Origin of the sequence: Pseudoalteromonas sp. SR44-8 (genome assembly GCF_014163635.1) — a bacterium.
GTDB classification, from domain to species: domain Bacteria; phylum Pseudomonadota; class Gammaproteobacteria; order Enterobacterales; family Alteromonadaceae; genus Pseudoalteromonas; species Pseudoalteromonas rhizosphaerae.
The window spans coordinates 29,740-50,045 of record NZ_JACJDS010000021.1 but is presented as its reverse complement, the minus strand read 5'-3'; the positions used below and the strand labels follow the sequence as shown (position 1 = coordinate 50,045).

The 20,306-nt window shown below is 40.3% G+C and carries 17 protein-coding genes; 8 read left to right on the top strand and 9 right to left on the bottom strand.

All coding sequences use genetic code 11. The features are described from left to right. Positions 1 to 251: 251 nt before the first annotated feature. Both H5183_RS12125 and gltX read left to right on the top strand, forming a co-directional pair. Positions 252 to 611 (top strand): glutathione S-transferase N-terminal domain-containing protein, encoded by a 360-nt coding sequence (locus H5183_RS12125; RefSeq protein ID WP_182731792.1) that lies wholly within the window; start codon positions 252 to 254, stop codon positions 609 to 611. A gap of 75 nt (positions 612 to 686) precedes the next feature. Continuing rightward, positions 687 to 2,171, top strand: coding sequence for a glutamate--tRNA ligase (gltX, locus tag H5183_RS12120; RefSeq protein WP_182717159.1), 1,485 nt, complete (start codon positions 687 to 689; stop codon positions 2,169 to 2,171). Between the two features lie 256 nt (positions 2,172 to 2,427). Here the strand turns inward: gltX and H5183_RS12115 are convergent, their stop codons facing one another. The 7 genes from H5183_RS12115 to lptD form a co-directional block, all read right to left on the bottom strand. After that, positions 2,428 to 4,443 carry a methyl-accepting chemotaxis protein gene (locus H5183_RS12115; protein WP_182731791.1) on the bottom strand — a complete coding sequence of 672 codons (2,016 nt, stop codon included), beginning with the start codon at positions 4,441 to 4,443 and terminating at the stop codon, positions 2,428 to 2,430. Positions 4,444 to 4,576: 133 nt separating this feature from the next. Continuing rightward, the gene (locus H5183_RS12110; protein ID WP_182731790.1) at positions 4,577 to 5,392 is read right to left on the bottom strand and encodes a symmetrical bis(5'-nucleosyl)-tetraphosphatase; all 816 of its coding nucleotides are present in this window, start codon (positions 5,390 to 5,392) and stop codon (positions 4,577 to 4,579) included. 203 nt (positions 5,393 to 5,595) lie between these two features. Next, a complete protein-coding gene (gene apaG / locus H5183_RS12105; protein ID WP_145235442.1) occupies positions 5,596 to 5,985 on the bottom strand; it encodes a Co2+/Mg2+ efflux protein ApaG in 390 nt (129 codons plus the stop codon). After that, the gene (gene rsmA, locus H5183_RS12100; RefSeq protein ID WP_145235444.1) at positions 5,969 to 6,778 is read right to left on the bottom strand and encodes a 16S rRNA (adenine(1518)-N(6)/adenine(1519)-N(6))-dimethyltransferase RsmA; all 810 of its coding nucleotides are present in this window, start codon (positions 6,776 to 6,778) and stop codon (positions 5,969 to 5,971) included. Before rsmA ends, apaG begins: the two co-directional genes overlap by 17 nt. Continuing rightward, positions 6,775 to 7,767, bottom strand: coding sequence for a 4-hydroxythreonine-4-phosphate dehydrogenase PdxA (gene pdxA / locus H5183_RS12095; RefSeq protein ID WP_182731789.1), 993 nt, complete (start codon positions 7,765 to 7,767; stop codon positions 6,775 to 6,777). Before pdxA ends, rsmA begins: the two co-directional genes overlap by 4 nt. 3 nt (positions 7,768 to 7,770) lie before the next feature. Continuing rightward, on the bottom strand, positions 7,771 to 9,066 hold the full coding sequence (gene surA, locus H5183_RS12090; RefSeq protein WP_145235448.1) for a peptidylprolyl isomerase SurA: 1,296 nt from the start codon (positions 9,064 to 9,066) through the stop codon (positions 7,771 to 7,773). 36 nt (positions 9,067 to 9,102) lie between these two features. Next, positions 9,103 to 11,349, bottom strand: coding sequence for an LPS assembly protein LptD (gene lptD / locus H5183_RS12085; protein ID WP_182731788.1), 2,247 nt, complete (start codon positions 11,347 to 11,349; stop codon positions 9,103 to 9,105). Between the two features lie 103 nt (positions 11,350 to 11,452). On the opposite strand from lptD, the gene H5183_RS12080 reads away from it, so the two are divergent. From H5183_RS12080 to djlA, 3 genes are read left to right on the top strand one after another with little or no spacing between them, the layout of a single operon-like run. Next, positions 11,453 to 12,457: an aminoglycoside phosphotransferase family protein gene (locus H5183_RS12080; RefSeq protein ID WP_182731787.1), complete on the top strand. Its 1,005-nt coding sequence runs from the start codon at positions 11,453 to 11,455 to the stop codon at positions 12,455 to 12,457. Further along, entirely contained in the window at positions 12,457 to 13,128 is a 672-nt protein-coding gene (gene murU, locus H5183_RS12075) for an N-acetylmuramate alpha-1-phosphate uridylyltransferase MurU (protein WP_145235454.1), read from the top strand. The genes H5183_RS12080 and murU overlap by 1 nt, the downstream gene beginning before the upstream one ends. A 27-nt stretch (positions 13,129 to 13,155) precedes the next feature. Then, complete coding sequence (gene djlA, locus H5183_RS12070) at positions 13,156 to 14,028, top strand: co-chaperone DjlA (RefSeq protein ID WP_149982088.1); 873 nt, start codon at positions 13,156 to 13,158, stop codon at positions 14,026 to 14,028. Here the strand turns inward: djlA and H5183_RS12065 are convergent. Next, complete coding sequence (locus H5183_RS12065; protein ID WP_182731786.1) at positions 14,011 to 14,940, bottom strand: DUF3530 family protein; 930 nt, start codon at positions 14,938 to 14,940, stop codon at positions 14,011 to 14,013. The genes djlA and H5183_RS12065 overlap by 18 nt on opposite strands. 76 nt (positions 14,941 to 15,016) lie before the next feature. After that, positions 15,017 to 15,670 (bottom strand): bifunctional tRNA pseudouridine(32) synthase/23S rRNA pseudouridine(746) synthase RluA, encoded by a 654-nt coding sequence (gene rluA / locus H5183_RS12060; protein WP_182731785.1) that lies wholly within the window; start codon positions 15,668 to 15,670, stop codon positions 15,017 to 15,019. Positions 15,671 to 16,595: 925 nt separating this feature from the next. Here rluA and H5183_RS12055 point away from each other — a divergent pair. Genes H5183_RS12055 through H5183_RS12045 form a run of 3 tightly spaced genes read left to right on the top strand, consistent with a single transcriptional unit; the run spans position 16,596 to position 20,280 of the window. Continuing rightward, on the top strand, positions 16,596 to 17,600 hold the full coding sequence (locus H5183_RS12055; protein WP_145235462.1) for a Fe(3+) ABC transporter substrate-binding protein: 1,005 nt from the start codon (positions 16,596 to 16,598) through the stop codon (positions 17,598 to 17,600). Next, positions 17,600 to 19,231 carry an iron ABC transporter permease gene (locus H5183_RS12050; RefSeq protein WP_145235464.1) on the top strand — a complete coding sequence of 544 codons (1,632 nt, stop codon included), beginning with the start codon at positions 17,600 to 17,602 and terminating at the stop codon, positions 19,229 to 19,231. Before H5183_RS12055 ends, H5183_RS12050 begins: the two co-directional genes overlap by 1 nt. Then, entirely contained in the window at positions 19,231 to 20,280 is a 1,050-nt protein-coding gene (locus H5183_RS12045; RefSeq protein ID WP_145235466.1) for an ABC transporter ATP-binding protein, read from the top strand. Before H5183_RS12050 ends, H5183_RS12045 begins: the two co-directional genes overlap by 1 nt. The last annotated feature ends 26 nt before the right edge of the window (positions 20,281 to 20,306 follow it).

The window sequence follows — 20,306 nt, the reverse complement described above, 5'->3', positions numbered from 1 at the left end:
TACTACATTGTAAAACATTAAAGTCATCCATTGAGGATATAAATGAATAGTTTAATAATACAGCAAGACTCAAGCTTTTATTCTTTGATGCCGGCCTTTTCACTGCGGTATTGAGTTTTGCTTTATATTTTTAAAATAACGTGGATTGCTTTACTTTTTAGGAGATGGATTCGCGTTCTTTGATGCTATTTTAGCTTTATATTCTGTGCTAAAATCTGTGCCCTTAAATTGTTGTAAACAGGGCCCAGTTGATGAAATTAGTTCGTTGGTTATTAGGTAGTTTGATCTTATTTTTTGATTTTGTTTTTACACCACGTAGTAAAAAACGTCCTGCGGGAGAGCAAGCTCAGCTTGATCAACTCACTGCACAATTTAAACTATATCAATTCAAAGCTTGCCCATTCTGCGTAAAAGTGCGCCGTGCAATTAAACGCGAAGGGTTAAAAGTTGAAATGCGCGACGCGAAAAGTAATGAACAGTATCGTCAAGAATTGCTCGAACAAGGCGGAAAAATAAAAGTACCGTGTCTACGTATCGAAAAAGATAACCAAGTCACTTGGTTATATGAATCAAACGATATCATTGCTTACTTAAATAAAGCTGCAGCTTAATATTCATTTTTCAAGCGCATTTGCTGTGTTAGCATTTAGCGCATATTTTATTGCCCATTGAAAGAGAACATAACCATGACAATTCGTACACGTGTTGCGCCGTCACCAACCGGTGACCCGCATCTTGGTACCGCTTATATCGCCTTATTTAATTACTGTTTTGCTAAGCAGCAAGGTGGCGAATTTGTACTTCGTATTGAAGACACAGACCAAGTACGTAGCACTTCAGAATCAGAACAAGCGATTATGGATAGTCTTCGTTGGTTAGGGCTTGAATGGGATCATGGTCCTGATGTCGGTGGTGAGTTTGGTCCTTATCGTCAATCAGAGCGTAGCGATTTATATAAAAAATATGCGCATCAGTTAGTTGATGATGGCAAAGCATTTTATTGTTTTGCAACTAGCGAAGAGCTGGACCAAATGCGTGAAGAGCAAATGGCTGAAGGCCTGCGTCCTAAATACGATGGCCGTGGTTTAAACCTTACGGATGACGAAATTAAAGCCAACTTAGCTGCCGGTAAGCCTTACGTTATACGTATGAATATTCCAAGCGAAGGTACCTTTAAATTTAACGATTACTTACGTGGTGAAATTGAGATCCCGTGGGAAAACGTTGATATGCAAGTGTTACTAAAAGCCGATGGTTTCCCAACGTACTTCTTAGCTAACGTGGTTGATGATCATCACATGGAAATTAGCCATATTTTCCGTGGTGAGGAGTGGATCAACTCTGCGCCAAAGCTGCTAAAATTATATGAAGATTTTGGTTGGCAAGCGCCGGTGCTTGGTCACTTACCACTATTACGTAACCCAGATAAGTCAAAGCTATCTAAGCGTAAAAATCCAACTTCTATTAATTACTATAAAGAAATGGGGTACTTACCTGAAGCGGTACTTAACTACCTTGGACGCATGGGCTGGTCAATGCCGGATGAGCGTGAAAAGTTCACGCTTGCTGAAATGATTGAACATTTTGATATGAAGCGTGTATCACTCGGTGGCCCAGTATTTGACGTTGATAAACTAAGCTGGTTAAACGGCATGTGGATCCGCGAAAACTTCAGCAACGAAGAGCTAATTCAGCGCTTTGTAGATTGGAAGTTTAATGGGGCAATGCTTGCTAAAGTATTACCAGAGGCGAAAGCCCGCATTAATACCCTATCAGATATGGTTGATTTAGCCGGTCATTTTGTCGGTGGTATTCCAACTTACGACCCTGCGTTACTGACCGCTGGTAAAGCCGATGAAGATGTAATTCGCCAAGCTTTACAGTTCTTTATCTGGGAGCTTGAGGGCTTACGAAGCTGGGAGAAATCAGCAATATTTGCTATAGCTAAAGCGGTGTCTACTTTCCATGAGCTGAAGATTAAAGACTTTTTAGAGCCGATATTTGTCGCTATTACTGGCAAAACGTCTTCAACATCAGTACTTGATGCAATGGAAATATTAGGCTCAGATCTATCGCGCGCACGTTTACGTGTAGCACTTGCGCATTTAGGTATCTCTAAAAAGCAAGCGAAGAATATTGAGCGTGCGTATCGCGAGTATCCTGCTGCATAGGTAAAGTAATCTAGCTAAGCTTGATGATCATTAGAAGCCGAACTTTATTAACGTGGAGTTCGGCTTTTTTGTGGAAAAATAATGGAGTATTGCCAACAAGCAAAGCTAGTGTGTGGACGATGAAATAATAATAATTGGCTGTTCTCACGCAATTTGTTAGCTCAGCAGTGAGAAGTGGGATATCGGTGGTTTATTTTTTCAAAAAAAAAGCCGTGTTTTAAATCAACACGGCTTTGTTGTTTTAATTTTCTTTGCCCTAGACTTTGAACTCATCTACAGATAAGCGTAACTCTTCGGCAAGTTTAGCGACCTCAGAGCTTGATATATTAGTCTGATTAGCCCCCTCTGCGGTTTGTTCTGCAATGGCTACAATAGACTCAAGGCGCTCGCTAATCTCTTGTGAGACTTGTTGTTGCTCTTGTGCTGCTGTCGATATTTCTTCACTCACATCATGTGCTAAAGCAACCGCTGAGGTGATTGAATCCAGTGCTGCGTTGGCTAGGTCTGATTGTTCAACACAAGAATCAGCTTGTTGCTTGCCTTTAGACATTGCAGTCACGGCTGCTTCCGCGCCTGTTTGCAATGATTCTATCATGGCTTGAATTTCTTGAGTCGAGGCTTGTGTTTTACTAGCCAATGAACGAACCTCATCAGCAACAACGGCAAAACCACGACCTTGTTCACCAGCACGTGCTGCTTCAATAGCTGCATTAAGTGCTAGTAAGTTAGTTTGATCCGCGATACCACGAATAACATCAAGAATACTACCAATTGAGGCGCTATCTTGATGAAGCTTATTAATGACTAGTGAGGCTGATTCAACTTCACGAGCTAGCTGCTCAATGGTCGATTTATTCTGGCTAGAAATACCCTTAACACGCTCAGCTTCTTTATCGGCATTTTTGATTTCTTTAAGTGCCTGTTGTGCGCTATTGCTTACTGTTTGTGAGGTACTGCTCATTTCCGTTGTCGCTGTTGCAGCTTGTTCTACCTGTGCTTGTTGATTACGAATTGCTTGACTTGATTCACCGGTGATAGCAGACGTTTCTTCTGAGGCCGCAGCAAGTTGTGTGGAACGAGATATAATACCTTGGATCAAGCTGCGTAAGCTGGCTATAAGTGTATTACAGCTACGCGATAGTTCACCAAATTCATCTTTAGCTGTATCGTCTAGACGTTGTGTCATGTCGCCACTAGCAACAATATCAAGAATGCGGTTTACTTCTGCAAGCGGTTTAATAATGCGGTTAACCGTTATATAAGCTACGATTATGGCTAACAAAGTTGCGCTGATCATACCAACCCAGGTCCATAAATTAGCTGAATCTACGTCGGTCCTAACTTCTTTTTGCAATTCAAAAGCAACATTACTAGCTTGAGAAACTAATTCATTAAGTTGTTTTATTGCAGTTGCCGTAGCTTGCTCTGCCTCTGTAAGTTCCTTTTCAGTCATTGCGATTACATCAATTAAACGCTTTTTGTTAGCTGAAATACTATTGTTGCCGAGAATGTTATCGCGAAGAGAGACGAAGTAATTGTTTAAATCGTTATATAAACCAGGCTCTGCTGCTTCAACAACCGGTTTTAGTAGCTTTAAGCTACGCTCAATCTCCTCTAAATAATAAAGCTGCTCATTTTTGACGATATCTAAGGTATTTTGGGTTTTAACTGTCAGCATGTCAGTGCTGTTGGTGACTAAAGACAAAAAGTTATTTTCTAATTTATTAGCCGCTTGATAGGCTCTGCTATCACTGCTTTCTAAACCATCAATATCGATAATATCCAAAACCACAGAATTAGCATCTTCCGCTGCAAGCTCTATCGTTTCTAATTGTGCTCGTAATGATTTATTGAGTTCTAATTGGGTTTTTTTATCTTTTAATAAATCTTCTACTAATTTAATAAAGCTTTTGTAAGTTCGCTCAACGTTTTGACTATTTTGATTTAGTTGATCGTTGTCACGTACAACGAGTTTTAACTGTGAATAAGCTTTATCAAAGCGTTGTTTTTGTTCGAACACCAACTTTTCAATTGGCGCAAGCTCTGCTGCTGAAGAGGTATAAAAACTAGCTTGGGCGGCTTTACTCATCAGGATAAACTCAACCTGTAGTTCTGAGCTTTGTTCTAATGCCGGCAATGATAATTGATTTACTTGCTGTGCTGAATTATTAATATTTGCGATTCTGAACAGTGAATTACCCCCAATTAAAAGAAGTAATAAGGTGATACAAATAAAACCACCCCAAATACGTTGGCTGACAGTTAAGTTCATATAAAAATTCCATAAAGAGAGTAGCAATTAGACTTTATCGGCTTTATTGCGGATAAGTTAAGTAATTAAATTCAATTACTTTTAACATTCGTTACTATAAATCTAACAGAAGATGATTAATTTTTCAGTTAAATTAGATGAAATCAGTAGAATTAGCGCTAAAGTATTGCTTATTTTTTAACTCCATCAAGCTCAGCTTCCCACCCCATACACAGCCTGTATCCAAAGCATGGATATTTGCATGATGAGTTACGCCCTCAAGAGCAGCCCAATGTCCAAATACAATGTGCTGTTTAAAAGTTGTAAATTTTGGGTGCTCAAACCAAGGCATCATTGCAGTAGCGTTAGTAATACTACCTTTATAGCTTAACTCTAATTGTTCATCAAGGGTTAAAAATCGCATTCTGGTAAAGTAGTTAACAATATAACGAAATCGCTCAAACTCATTGAGTTGCTCACTCCAAAGGCCTGGGTGCTGCTCATACATATGTTTGAAAAAATCGCGCGCATTCTCACCTTGATAGCAGGATTCAGCAAATTGAGCATGTTGCAGAGCCTGCTCAATGGACCATGCGGGGTTGAGGCCTGCGTGGCTAATAAATACCTGTTCTGTTTCAAGCCATAGAGCCAATGGTTGCTGCTTTAGCATGGCTATATAAGCAGGTAGCTTTGCTGAACCAAGCAGGGCGGTGAGCTTGTCTTTTGGATTAGCGGGTTTATCTAACATATAATTGGCAATCAGGTGTAAGTCATGATTACCTAAGGTAACGGTGATACTATCTTGATGTGTATATAAATAATCTAGGCAGGCAAGAGAGTCGGGGCCGCGGGCGACAATGTCGCCCACTAAATAAAGGTGATCTTTACTTGGGTTGAAGTCAACTTGCAGCAACAAAGCTTGAAATTCTTTATAACAACCTTGTAGATCACCTATCGCATAATTTGCCATTATTTAACCTAAATTCGGGATAATAAATCTATCTCCTGTGGCTATTTTCAACGCTAACTGCGTTGAATCTACTTGCAATAGGCCAGCTATTGACGCGTAAATTCGCCTTGTTATCTCTGAAAATCTCCGACAGGACAGCTTAAAGGCTAGTTATATCATTAAATCAATGCGTTAATAAATATCTTAACCCGATTTCAGGTTATTTAATGTAAAATATTAGGCAGTGATAAACGAAAAACATTAATAGGTGCATCAAACTCTGTACCGAACTCATTCTTCAAGGTGTAATAACCTTGCATCGTTCCTACGGGAGTATCTAGCACTGCACCACTGGTATATTTATAGCTTTCACCAGGACCAATAGTTGGTTTTTCACCGACGACGCCTTCACCTTGTACTTCGATTTCTTTACCATTTGCATCAGTGATCAACCAATAGCGGCTAATTAACTTTGCGCTGCATAGACTGTGATTTTTAATGGTAACGGAATAAGCAAATACATATTTATCAAGTTCAGGTTGTGATTGACCCTCAACATAAAATGTTTCTACCGATACTTTGATGGGTGAGCCCAAATTACTGCTTGTTGTCATAAATCCAATTAGCTATATCAATAAATTGTTGTAACGAAAGGCTTTCAGCACGCAACGTGATATCTATACCAATGCTAGTTAATTCATCTGCGGTGAGTAAATTAGCTAAGCTGTTGCGCAGTGTTTTGCGGCGCTGATTAAAGGCCTCTAAACACACAGTGTTAAGAATTTTAGTACTTTTTGCTGTACGTTGCTCTGGCTTTTTCGGTATTAAACGAATAACGGCAGAATCAACTTTCGGTGCTGGTTTAAAACACTCTGGTGGTACTTCGATGACAGGCATTGCATTACAGTAATACTGTGTCATTACGCTCAAGCGACCAAATGTTTTACTACCAGGTCCTGCTACCATGCGTTTCACCACTTCTTTTTGTAGCATAAAGTGCATATGCTCAATGTTGTCGGCAAACTCAAATAAATGGAACAGCAATGGTGTTGAAATATTGTATGGTAAATTACCAAACACTTTTAGTTTGTTGCGGTCAGCTTTGATCAAACTTGAAAAATCAAATTTCATCGCATCACCTTGATGCACAGTAAGCTTAGGCCCTAAAAATGGGTGCTCAGTTAAGCGCTGGGCTAAATCTTTATCTAGTTCAACAACCGTTAAGTGGCCACTTAGCTCACTTACCGGTTCAGTGATAGCACCTAGACCAGGACCGATTTCAACTAAATTATCTTCAGGTTTAGGATCAATCGCGGTGACGATTTTATCGATGATCATCTCATCACATAAAAAGTTTTGCCCAAAACGTTTGCGGGCGCGGTGTCCTAAATGTACTTTATCTGTCATTGATTTTGTGCTTTTTCATGGGCGAGCTTAATTGCTTCGCGGATCGCTAATTCAAAACTACCAACATCAGCATCACCAGTACCTGCTAAATCGAGCGCCGTACCGTGATCAACTGAGGTGCGTATAAACGGCAAACCAAGGGTGATATTAACTGATTTGCCAAAACCTTTGTATTTTAGCACAGGTAAACCTTGATCGTGATACATTGCCAGCACTGCATCAGCTTGTGATAGATATTTGTCTTGGAACAAGGTGTCAGCAGGCAATGGCCCGATTAAATTCATACCTTCACTATTTAGCTGTTCAATGGTTGGGGTGATGGTGTCAATCTCTTCACGCCCTAAATGGCCATCTTCACCCGCATGAGGGTTAAGCCCACAGACTAAAATACGTGGTTTTTCGATACCAAATTTAGTTTGTAAATCATGGTTTAAAATACCTGCAACTTTACTTAAACGCTCACTTGTAATAGCACGTGATACATAAGCCAGTGGGATGTGCGTGGTCACTAGTGCAACTCTTAAGCCTTCAGTAGCTAATAACATCACCACATCAGGGGTGTTTGATTGCTGGGCAAAGTATTCGGTATGGCCACTAAATGAAATGCCAGCTTTATTGATAATACCTTTATTAACAGGACCAGTTACAATGGCTGCAAACGTACCATTCATATTCTTTTCGCACGCGATACGCAAGGTATCGAGTACGTATTGACCGTTGGCATCATTTAACACACCCATCTCAACGTCGGCACCTAAATCAACTTGGTGCAGATAGACACTCCCTGCAGGGGCGATTACAGCTGGTGCATTTTCATCAAATGGAATTAAATTGATTGTTAAACCAAGCTGTTTGGCTCGCTGTTGTAATAATTGCTTATCAGCAATCACAACCAGCTGCGCAGGCCAATCATGCTGTGCAAGTTGCAACAGTAAATCTGGGCCGATCCCGGCAGGTTCGCCGGGAGTAATTGCAATACGTAGGATCATTGGTTATTCATCAATTGGGAAAATTTCAACATGGGCTTGCTCACGCATTTCTTGCTGCCAGTTAAAGCTTTCTTCTTTAAATTTACGATTAAAGAGCATGCCGTGAGCACGGTTACGTTTAGCTAGTTCGGTTTTATCAGCTATACGTTTGTCTAATAGCTGCACTATATGCCAACCAAATGTGGTTCTAAACGGGTCACTGATCTCATTTTTATCAAGTGATAGTAGGGCATCTCTAAACTGTGGCGCATAGGTCGTAGGATCTGTCCAATCGTACTCTCCACCTTTAAGTGCAGAGCCTGGATCTTCTGAATACTCTTTAGCAAGTTCACCAAAGTCGGCAGTCCCAGCACGTAAATCTTTAGCAAAGCCATTAAGCATATTGCGGGCTTTTTCTTCGCTTAAGATGATTGACGGCTTGATTAAGATATGGCGAGAGCGCACTTCGGTTGTTTCAACAACCTGGCGACCACGAATGTCTTGAACTTTAATAATATGAAAACCAGCGCCTGAACGAAGCGGGCCTATAATGGCATCTTTTTTGGTGCCCTTAACTGCTTCAGCAAAGAGTGATGGCATTTCATTAATGCTCATCCAGCCTAATTGACCACCTTCAAGTGCTTTTGAACCACTTGATGATGAAATGGCGATACGTTTAAATTCTTTCCCGTCTTGTAAAAACTCAATAACTTTATCTGCGCGAGTTTTTGCGCTAGCAATTTCATCCGCAGTGGCATTATTTGGAATATCAACGAGGATATGGCCAATGTCATACTCTTCCGTATTTTGACCTTGGCTTTCCATTATTTTTAAGAGATTATCAACTTCTTGTGGGCTAATATAAATACGACGGTCTACGTTTGCGCGCATTACTTGTTGAGTGGTGATCTCTTTACGAATTTCTTCACGATAAGATTGGAAACTCTCGCCTGATGATTCAATAGTACGGCGTAGGTCTGCGATTGTTCCGCCTTGCTCTTTCGCCATACCAACCAAAGTTTGGTCCAGTTGGCTATCAGAGATTTCTAACCCCATACGCTCAGCTAATTGCATCATCAACGCTTGATTTACTAAACGCTCCATTGCTTGAATACGTAGCGTATCATCCGAAGGTAATTCTTGTCCTTGCTCTTTGGCTTGGGTTTTTACGCGGTTAACAATAGTGTTTACTTCACTTTGTAAAATAACCCCTTGGTTTACAATACCAACCACCTTGTCTATTTCAACAGGGGCTGCGAAAGCGCTTTGGCATAAACCAAGCGTCAAAAATGCTGATGCTAATAATTTTTTTAAATTCATACTTTTTCTAATACTCTTGCTAATAGTACGGTGATACTAGTTATTAAGAAAATACGGTCTACGATAGCCAAAAATACCTTGTTGTAATAATTTTTGTGCATCATAACGGCTTTTACTACCTAACCCTTTTAAGACAATATTAAATCCAATACTTGAATCAAAAGTGGCTTGTTCTTGGCCTATCGCTTGATTTAAATCAGTTGCGATTTGGCGACGGGCGGTAACTTGAAAGGCCCAACAGCATGATTCATATTGCAATCCGCTGAACACCTCGACACTACGACCGTTTTCTAAATCACGGTGATAGCTACTTACAAACTGCCATTGATCACTGAGCGGAATGCTAGTAAAAAAGCCAACTTGTTCGATTGTATTGCCTGAGACATCATTTGCATAGCGATGGTTCAATTGAACGAGTTGATTATCGTCACCTTTATAATCTAAGGTCACATTTGACTGGATAATCTGTTTACCATCGGTGTCATATTGAATTCCGCCTGATAAATACCAGCGGCGGTGCCAATGTAACATGGTTTGTGCGGCAAACAAGGCATTATAGTTGGTATCTGAGTTTAACCCTTGCGATGTTGGCTTGGCTGAGTCACTTAAATAAAATATTTGACCAGCACTAAAATTAAACAACTCTTCACTTTTATTATTAAATAAACGCGTGGTTGCACCTAATGTAAATTGATTTGCTGCGGCTATACGATCCACACTTGAAAAACGACTATCACGGAATAAACCAAAAAAATCATCTTGTAATTTTGTTGTATCGTATAAACCTATATTGGATTGATCTTTATTCGGTGTATACAAATACTGCAGTTGTGGCTCTAAGGTTTGAATACCATCATCAGCGAAGATAGTGGTTTCACGCTCAAAGTTTAATTGGCTGTATAAACGCACTTTAGGCAAAGTACGCGATACTGATTTAGCATAATCAGTATTTGCCAAATCACCTTCTTGCTTATAGTTGGTGTGCAATACGCTAAATTCAGATAAAAACGACCATGCATGCTCTTGGTAGCCGTAGCTTGCTTTTGGTTCGATGTGTAAACGAGTTGCCTTTTCAATAACTTGAGTGTCATTTGTAAAGTGGCTCAGTTCACCGTCTAGGGTAAGTTCAATATCCTGAAAACTAAATGGTGCTGTTTGCGAAAAGCTAATTTGTGGCCACGCCGCATACGATTCAACATGATCACCGAGCACTTCAAAGTTTTGTACTTTAATATCTGTACGCCAAGTATCACCTAAGTGTGATAACGAGCCAGTACGGTACAGTTGGGTGTCAGTACGTGTTGCGTAATTAGAACCCAAATCAGTGAGATAGTTATCATCGCTGACGTTGGTTATATCAACATTAGCACGCCAATTTTCGGCAAAATAACTTTGTTGTTGCCAGTGAAATAGAAAGCGCTCTTTGAGTTCTGGTTCGGAGTCGTCTTTGTCAAGGTATTCAAGTGCTACGAGACCTTCATTGCTATCACTCAAATAACGAAATTCGGTTTGCAGCTGCAAGCCTTTTTTAGACATATAGCGTGGTGTAATCGTGGCATCAAAGTTTGGTGCAATATTCCAATAATATGGAGTAACTGTTTCTACGCCGTAGCGATCTGAACTGGAAATATTGGGTGTTAATAAGCCCGACTTTCTGCGATTATCAATTGGGAAAGTGAAATAGGGTAAATAAAGTACAGGCGTATCCATAATACGCAATACCATATCATGGGTTTCGCCCCAGCCTTCATCACTGGATAATAAAATTTGTTCAGCTTGAATTGCCCACACGGGCGTATCGCTTGGACAGGTAGTAAAGCTTGCGTTCAGCAGATCTAAGCCAGACTTATTAATAGTGAGTTTTTCTGCTCCGCCGTGTGCTTGTTGATCCGTCAGCTTATAATCGGCACCAAGTAGGCTGATTTCAGAACTATTTAAATCAGCATTAAGACCTGAGCTATTTACTTCACTGATAGCGTCACGGTAAGTAATAGGGCCAGTTGCATTAAGTAACCCACGCTGTTTGTCAATTAGCGCACTTTGTGCGGACAAACTCATAGTAAGGGTGTTAATATCAACATTACCGGTAAATTCTGCGCTTTGGGTGCCAAGCAGTTCAATATCATCTGAACGGATATCGATCATGCCTAAGTCAAGGCCAGCAAGCGGTTGCCAAGCTCTGGTTTGCATTGAATTGCCACAAAAGTTGTGTGTCAGTTCAGTTTCGGCGAACGATGGTGCGCTGATCACACTTAGCATCATCATGCCCCAGGTTTTGCTCATTTATTAACCTTAATATGCTGTCGTTGGATGTAAGAATGACATAATAAAGGAAAACAATGGCAAATACAGTAATTGACTTAGTGAAAAATAGATATCTTGTAAAATGAATCGTTATAAAAGTTTACAGCAGTTTTTAAATCCGCACTTCGAAGATGAAGTATACCAGCTAGCTGCGATCACCGGAGACGCCAGCTTTCGTCGTTATTTCCGTCTAAACCGCGGTCAAGATAGCTATATAGTTATGGACTCAGATCCAGCTAAGCTTGATAACACTCCTTATATAGAACTCAACAAAGTTTTTTCTGAGCATGGTTTCAAACTACCAAAAATATTACATGCTGATGAAAAGCAAGGGTTCTTCTTATTAAGCGATTTAGGCAACACACATCTTGCTGATATGCTAGATGATAAAGAACGTATTAATCACTATAAACACCTTATAAAACTTAGTGCACAATGGGCAAAAATGCCGCCTGTTGAGCACATGAAAGATTTTGATCGGGCATTTTTAGAATTAGAACTAAGTATTTTTTTAGAATGGTTGGTAGAGGGATTTTTAGAGCTAGAAGTTACTGCTGCAGAACGTACTTTATGGCAAACGAGCTGTGAGTTATTAATTGAAAATATACTCGCGCAACCTAGCGTCACTGTACACCGTGATTTTCATAGCCGTAATATTATGCACAGTGAACAGCAATGGGCAATTATTGACTATCAAGATGCCGTGCAAGGCCCGGTATGTTATGACCTGGTATCGTTACTGCGTGATTGTTATTTTAAACTTCCTCACGATGAACTTGAATACTTACTTGAGCATGCATTTGCTGAGTTTGAGCAACAGGGCTTGCTCAGTAACATCAGCTTTGCAACCTTTAAACAATGGTTTGATTTAACCGGTATTCAACGCCATTTAAAAGCGGCGGGTATTTTTTGCCGGTTAAATTTACGCGATGGTAAACTCGGTTATATGGATAATGTATTACCGACACTGCGCTACATTAGTGATGTGGCGCAAGATCATTCATCGTTGGTGGAGCTGGGTAAATGGATCAGCAGTAAGATTATTCCTGCTACCTTAGTCGCACTTAATAAAGTGCCAACTAAATAATGAAAGCGATGATTTTAGCCGCGGGTCGCGGTCAGCGAATGATGCCACTTACCGCAGAATTACCTAAACCTATGTTAAAGGTGCAAGGAAAACCATTAATCGAGCATCATATTGAGCGACTAAAAACAGCAGGGATCACTGATTTTATTATTAACCTTGCTTGGCAAGGAGATAAGATCCGTGCTTACTTTGGCGATGGTAGCCGGCTTGGTGTACATATTGAGTATAGCCAAGAGCCTGAGCAGGGATTAGAAACTGCAGGTGGTATTATTCAAGCATTACCTTTGCTTGGTGAGCAATTTATTGTTATTAATGGCGATATATTTACCGACTATGATGTTAGTTCATTACTGCATATTCACTTAGATGCGGGCGAGGCACATATTGTGTTGGTTGAAAATCCAGCCCACAACCCAAATGGTGACTTTACGTTGCGTCATCTAAGCGCAGATAGCCCCAAGTATACATTTTCTGGTATCAGTCGCTTTCATCAGCAATTTTTTGCAGGAATTACAGCGGGTACTCATCGCTTAGGGCCATTATTAAAAAGTAAATTGGCTGAGCATGTTGTCTCTACGGAGCTGTACATAGGTAACTGGGACGATATCGGAACTCCAGAACGATTAGCTCAATTGAATGAGTTGTTGATAGAGCAACAAAAAACTCATTAAGTAATTCACGTATAATAGGAGCGCCTCATGTGGGGTAAAATTTTAGGTGCCTGCTTTGGCTTTATGTTTGGGCGTATTATAGGCTTATTTATAGGCTTATACCTGGGCCATATGTTTGACAAGAGTTTAAAGCAGAACTTTGATAAAGCCGGCGGCTTTTCAAGCTTATTTAAAGGCGATGATGATATTAATCAGCGCCAAGCGTTATTTTTTACCAGCTGTTTTGGAGTAATGGGGCACATTGCTAAGTCAAATGGCCGCGTAAGCGAAACCCACATCCGTGCTGCCAGTTTATTTATGGATGAAATGGGACTCACTGGTGATGATCGCAAAGAGGCACAAGATGCATTTAAAGCGGGAAAAGACGCTGATTTTTCATTAAAAGAAACTGTTTTCGATTTTAAAGAGCGTTTTGCTCGTCGCCATGATTTATTACAACTGTTTTTAGAAATTCAAATCCAAATGGCGTTTTCTGATGGGGTGTTAGCTGCGCAAGAAAAGGAGCTACTCCAAGAGGTAAGTAAGTTATTAGGGATCTCTAAAACTCACTTTGCATTTGTACTTAAACGTTACCAAGCTGAATTTTCATTTCGTCAGCAACAACAACGCTATCAACAGCAGCAACAACGTCAACAAGGGCAAAGCAGTAGTTATCGTGAAGGCTCAGGGCATCATGTACCGCCAAATAGTGGCATGAGCCGTACTCAAGCTCTGGCTTTGCTGGGGCTAAATAATGAGGCGAGTGAACGAGAAGTAAAAGTAGCGTACCGTAAATTAATGGCACAGCACCATCCAGATAAATTAGTTTCTCAAGGTTTACCTAAACATATGATGGAACTGGCAGTCAAGAAAAGCCAAGATATTCAAGCCGCTTACGAATATTTAAAAAAGGCGGCGTAAAAACCCGTCTACTTCTTTGGTCAAGCGCTCATGTTGCTCAGGCTCAGAGCGCAAACCAAACAGCTCACGTTGGCGGTAATCATATTTACTGTGACGTTTAACCCAGCGTTTTCTATCCGCCACACTCAGCAGTAAGTCTGGGTTATCTATGTTGTAGTAAATATCCAATAACGGCGGGCTAATAGTCGATATAATCGCGTTAAGTTGTTGGTTACGTTTACTGTTTGGTAAATAACTGCTAAGGCTGACAAATGCATCTATGTTGGTATTTGGATATTCGCCATAGTGTTCGAGCAATACTCCAGCAGAGGCACCTTGTGCAATAACAACAATTTTCCCATCTTCATCCAATGCACTTTGATACAACGCATTAAAGCGTGCAATTAAGTTGAGTTTATAATTATCTATTATCGCATTGCTTATATGAGCGATAGCATCAACATGTACAACAGGAGTGGCTGTGTCAGCTGATGGTTCGCCATTGTCTGAACTTGTAGTTTGCTTAGCCGCTGCAGGTTCAGTTGTTTCACTTGCATCCGCAGGTGGCGCTGCTTGCCAATCAATATCGGGTACCGTCATAGCAATTGTGGCATAGCCTAAATCGTTAAGTTGCGTACGTAAAAAGTTGAGCCCGTTGTTATTGGTAGGTAAGTGTTGCCAATCAGGGATAATCAACACCACACCGCGCTGCTGGGCACTCATGTGTTGGCGATATAAACTTAAAAACTCAGTCTCACCAGCAAGTAGCGGTTTTAGTTCATCTTGCGGCATTAGGCGTGATAAATCATTACTGCTGATTGTTGACCATGGTGTGGGTGCAATAAAGTCGGCTGCTTGGGCTTGCATGGCCAAGAAAGTCGCGTAAACCAAACTAATTAATTGCCATACTTTAAACTGTTTGCCGATAGCCATATAAACCACCACGATGAATCAATAAGTTGTTATCGGCGTGTACAGCAAAAAGTTTAGTGTGATTTTAAGCTCGTAATTAAAACTCTGGCTCAGCTTCAAAAGTCATAATTTGTGCTGTTCCCGGGTGAGTGAGCTGTAGCATTTGTGCGTGCAATTGCAAGCGCGGGGCAGCAGCCAGGGCATCAGGGTTAGCATAGAGCCTATCGCCTAAAATAGGGTGCCCCAATGACAACATATGCACACGTAATTGATGTGAGCGTCCGGTAATAGGGGTAAGTTCCACACGAGTGGCGTGCAACTCATGCTCCAATACAGTGTAATGAGTTAAAGAGGGCTTCCCCTTGTCATGATCAACCATTTGCTTAGGGCGGTTTGGCCAATCACAGATCAGTGGCAAATTGACTGATCCCGTTAATGGCTCTAATTTACCGTACACTCGTGCAATATAGCGCTTTGCAGTTTGGCGTTCTTGAAACTGCATACTTAAATGACGATGAGCCGCTTTATGCATTGCTAAACAAATAATTCCAGAGGTTGCCATATCTAAGCGGTGAACTATTTTTGCCGTAGGAAAAACACGGTTAACGCGAGCTATCAAACAATCGGCGTGTTTAGGATCTTTTCCCGGCACAGTCAAAAGTTCACTGGGCTTGTTGACGATCAGTAAATCATCATCTTGAAATAAAATGGTTAAATAAGGATCTAATGGAGGATTGTAGTTAATTAACACGGCCGACCTCAATGATTTATGAGCGCGCTATTTTAGAGAAGTCATCGCTTATACACAATCAATAACGTATTAGATTAGACGCGAGAGTATTAATGAGCGAGTTAATTGACAAGTAGTCGTTAAGCAGAGGGTATTTTTGGGCAAAAGAAAAGCGCGAACTATTGCTAGTCGCGCTTGCGGAATCTTCTAATTTTCTGCATCCTGCAATTGAACTTAATCAACTCCTAAACTTTACTAATCCATGTGATCACACTGTTACTTATTCGTTCTGCGTGATATAGGCTATCCGTGCCTCTGTCCTATGTGCTTCCTTTTGATCCTTTTTGGTAATCTCTATTACCGGTCCTTTACGCATCGTCCTGATGCTATCCCTTAGTTAACAGTTCCATTGTGATACCCTTTAGGGCCTGTCCATCTGTCCGCTTTTATAACATCCTGTCTAACAACTCTCTTGCGAGCCCTGTTGTTATTCCTTTTCGCATCATCTTGACGCTGTCCGTGTATTTACTATCCTTAGTGCTACTCATCCTGAGCCTGTCCGTGAATCCATTTTTTCCTAACGTAACCTTTAATTCGAGGTTTATGAGTAATCATTCCTTGTCCGTTTACTCATTTAAGCGTCACTGCTTAACCGATGAAGTAAGTATAGAGAGTATCTGCAAACAAAATAGGCTAAAAACAGTAACGAAAATACAGTCATTATTTTGAAATTTTATAATAGTTATTATATTTCATGTGGTTAGTTTGTTTTTAGACTTTTTTTATGATGTTTTATACTCAATAGCTGTCATAACCGTGAGATATATCGCACAAGTGATTTCCATTATGGGCATGGTCATCATTGATTAAGATTTAATAAGTGCACTTTTTCAAGGAGCAAGTTATCATTACATGATAATAGTTATTATTTAGTTGGAAGCGATTTATGAAAAAGACATTAGCAGCTTTAGTTGGCTTAGTGTTAACAACCCCTGTGTTTGCAGATGAAGCAGTAAATATTTACTCTTTTCGACAACCGTTTTTAATTCAGCCAATATTAGATGATTTTACTAAGCAAACAGGCATTAAAACAAATGTGGTGTTTGCTAAAAAAGGATTAATAGAGCGTGTTAAGCGTGAAGGAAAGCATAGCCAAGCTGATTTAGTCTTAACCTCTAATTTTAGTGATTTAGTGCAGCTAGATGAATTAGATTTAACCCAAACAATTAATAGTGAAACCGTTAATAGTAATGTACCGGCTAAGTTTCGTGATGTTGAAGGACAATGGGTTGCATTAACTAAGCGGGTGCGTAACGTTTATTCATCAAAAGAGCGCATAGGTGCATTAGCGCATTTAAGCTATGAAGAATTAGCCGATCCTAAATACAAAGGCAAAATTTGCACCCGTTCGGGTAAGCACCCATATAATTTAGGCTTGGTCGCTTCAATGATTGCACACCATGGTGAAGCAGAAACTAAAAAATGGCTTGAAGGTGTGAAAGCAAATTTAGTTCGTAAACCTCAAGGTAATGACCGCGGGCAAGTAAAGGCAGTAAAAGAAGGCTTATGTGATTTAGCGATCGGTAATAGTTATTACTTTGGTAAGATGATGGAAGATCCCGAGCAAAAACCATGGGCTGATGCCGTACATATTAACTTTCCGAATCAAGATAACAGAGGCTCACATATTAACGTATCTGGTGTAGTTATGACCAAGTACGCTAAAAATCCTGAAAATGCCTTGAAACTAATCGAGTTTATGACCGACAATAAGGCGCAAAATATGTACGCTTCGGTCAATATGGAATATCCAGTAAGACTGGGCGTTGAATTATCAAGCTTAGTAGCATCATGGGGTAGCTTTAAGGAAGATAGCTTAGCGCTTGATGAAATAAGCAAATATCGTCCTTTAGCACTTAAGCTAATTGATGAGGTGAAGTTCGACCTTTAATGAGTTTAAAATTTTCACTGTCGCGATGGCAGTTATTCGCGTGGGTTATTGGCATAGTGTTGATAACCCCATTGTGTTTTTTATTGTTCGAATCACTACAAGGCGATTCTGACGTATTTAGCCACCTCTGGGATACCGTGCTGTGGGATTATACCCGCAATACACTGTTACTTATTTTGGGTGTTGGCGTTGTCAGTTGTATTATTGCCCTTCCGCTTGGCTGGTTAACCGCTTATTGTGATTTTCCCGGCCGTAAACAGTTTGAGTGGGCGCTTATGCTGCCCCTTGCGATGCCGACCTATATTATTGCTTACGTTTACACTGATCTGTTTGATTATGCCGGTCCGGTGCAAATAGGGTTACGCGAATGGTTTGGTTGGCAATCACCTAATGATTATTGGTTTTTTGATATTCGTACTTTATCTGGTGCGATTATTATGATTGCCTTAGTGCTTTATCCTTATTTGTATTTGATTTTTAAAACTGCATTACGCGAACAGTCATTTAAATTGGTGCAGGCGAGTCAGTTGATGGGATTATCACCTAAGCAGAGCTTTTTCAAAGTTAGTTTACCACTTGCTCGAGGGGCGATTGTGGCTGGACTGACGCTGATCAGTATGGAAGCAATGGCTGACTTTGCAACCGTTAATTATTTTGCGGTAAGTACTTTAACCACAGCGGTTTATGATACTTGGTTAGGGTATTATTCGTTAACAGCTGCGGCTAAAATTTCAGGTATTATGTTACTTATATTGTTTTTAGCGTTAACGATGGAGCGTTTTAGTCGTCGTAATCAAGCTGTATTTGAGCGCCAACCAAGCGTCAACAGTGATGCGCTATATAACTTAACGGGCAAAAGTGCATGGCTGGCAACTATCTTTTGTATTGCAGTGTTATTTTTTGCCTTTATATTACCTGTCGCTGTGTTAATGGGTTATGCCATTTCATATTTCGGACAAGCATGGAATAGCGTATTTTTTCTCTATGCATGGCAAAGCTTTAAAGTCGCGGCCATCGTGAGCATTATCACCATTATTTTGAGTCTGTTAGTGGTATTTTATCAGCGCATTGCTAAGCAGCAATATCCACTTGTACCTGGGCGATTAGCCAGTACAGGTTATGCGTTACCTGGAACAGTACTCGCTATTGCAGTGTTGTTACCATTGACCTTGTTAGACGATAAATTAAATACTTGGTTAGAGCCAATAGGTATTACACCGGGGCTATTATTGAGCGGTACTTTGTTTGCAATTATATTTGCATATGTGGTGCGCTTTTACGCTATAGCTCATGGTGCAATTGAAGCTAGTTTTATGCGGATAAGCCCATCGCTTGATATGGCGAGTCAATCAATGGGGAAAAGCCAAGGCCAAACTCTACGCAAAGTACATATCCCGTTATTACGTCGTGGTATTTTAACCGCAGGATTGTTGGTATTCATTGAATGCATGAAAGAATTACCTACCGCATTGTTATTAAGGCCATTTAATTTTGAAACCTTAGCGACTCATGTGTTTCAGTATGTCAGTGATGAGCAGTTAGAGCTGGCGTCTATTTCAGCGTTAGCAATTGTTTTGGTGGGGTTAATTCCTTTATACTTTATTAATCGCTCGATGGAGCAACGCAGTTAATGAGCAGTTTAGTATTAGAAAATTTATCGTATCAATACAACGGCACATCCGTGATTGAGCACTTAGATTTAACTGTCGCACAAGATGAAATAGTGTGTTTACTCGGTGCTAGTGGCTGTGGAAAAACCACCACATTAAAAGCTATTGCTGGGCTGATTGAAGCAAAGCAAGGAAAAGTATTTATTGATGGTAAGTTAGTCAGTGATGAGCATACTTTTTTAGCGCCAGAGTATCGAAATATTGGCATGATGTTTCAAGATTATGCGCTATTTCCACATTTAACTGTGGCTGATAATATTGCCTTTGGCTTAACCAATATGACAAAAGCGGATAAGTTAAAGCGCGTTGCTGAAATGCTTGAGTTAGTGCATTTAATTAATTGTGCAGAACGTTTCCCGCATCAGTTATCTGGGGGTCAGCAGCAGCGAGTGGCAATTGCTAGGGCACTGGCTTATAAACCTAGTTTATTGTTATTAGATGAACCGTTTTCCAATATTGATACGCAAGTACGGTTTGAGTTAATTGCAGATATTCGTCGTATTATTAAAACCCAGCAAGTATCAGCTGTATTTGTTACTCATTCAAAAGAAGAGGCATTTGCGTTTGCTGATACATTAGCGGTAATGCACTGTGGGAAAATTGCTCAACAAGGTACGTCTGAGCAGCTATTTAGTGCTCCAAGCTCAAAGGTAGTTGCAGAATTTCTTGGTCAGGGCATATACTTAGATGCAGAAGTATTAACAGCAACTGAATATCATACTGCTTTCGGATGTGTTGAGTCATTAGTTACGCATCGTCATGTTAAGCAAGTTGGGAAACTTTATGTTCGCCCACACCATCTTGAGTTAATACCTTTTCAATCACAAGGCTGTAGTGCAAATACGGTGACTATTTTAAACAGTCGTTTTGTTGGTTCGCATTTTGTGTATAAGGTTATGGTTGATGGACAAGAAATTGAAGTTGCTGCTCAGTTGGGCCACTCATTTTTAGCAAATGAACAGGTGACAATAAAAATAACACCACACACGGTTAACTTTTTCGCAGATTAAGTGCTTTAGTATTTTTAATTTCATTA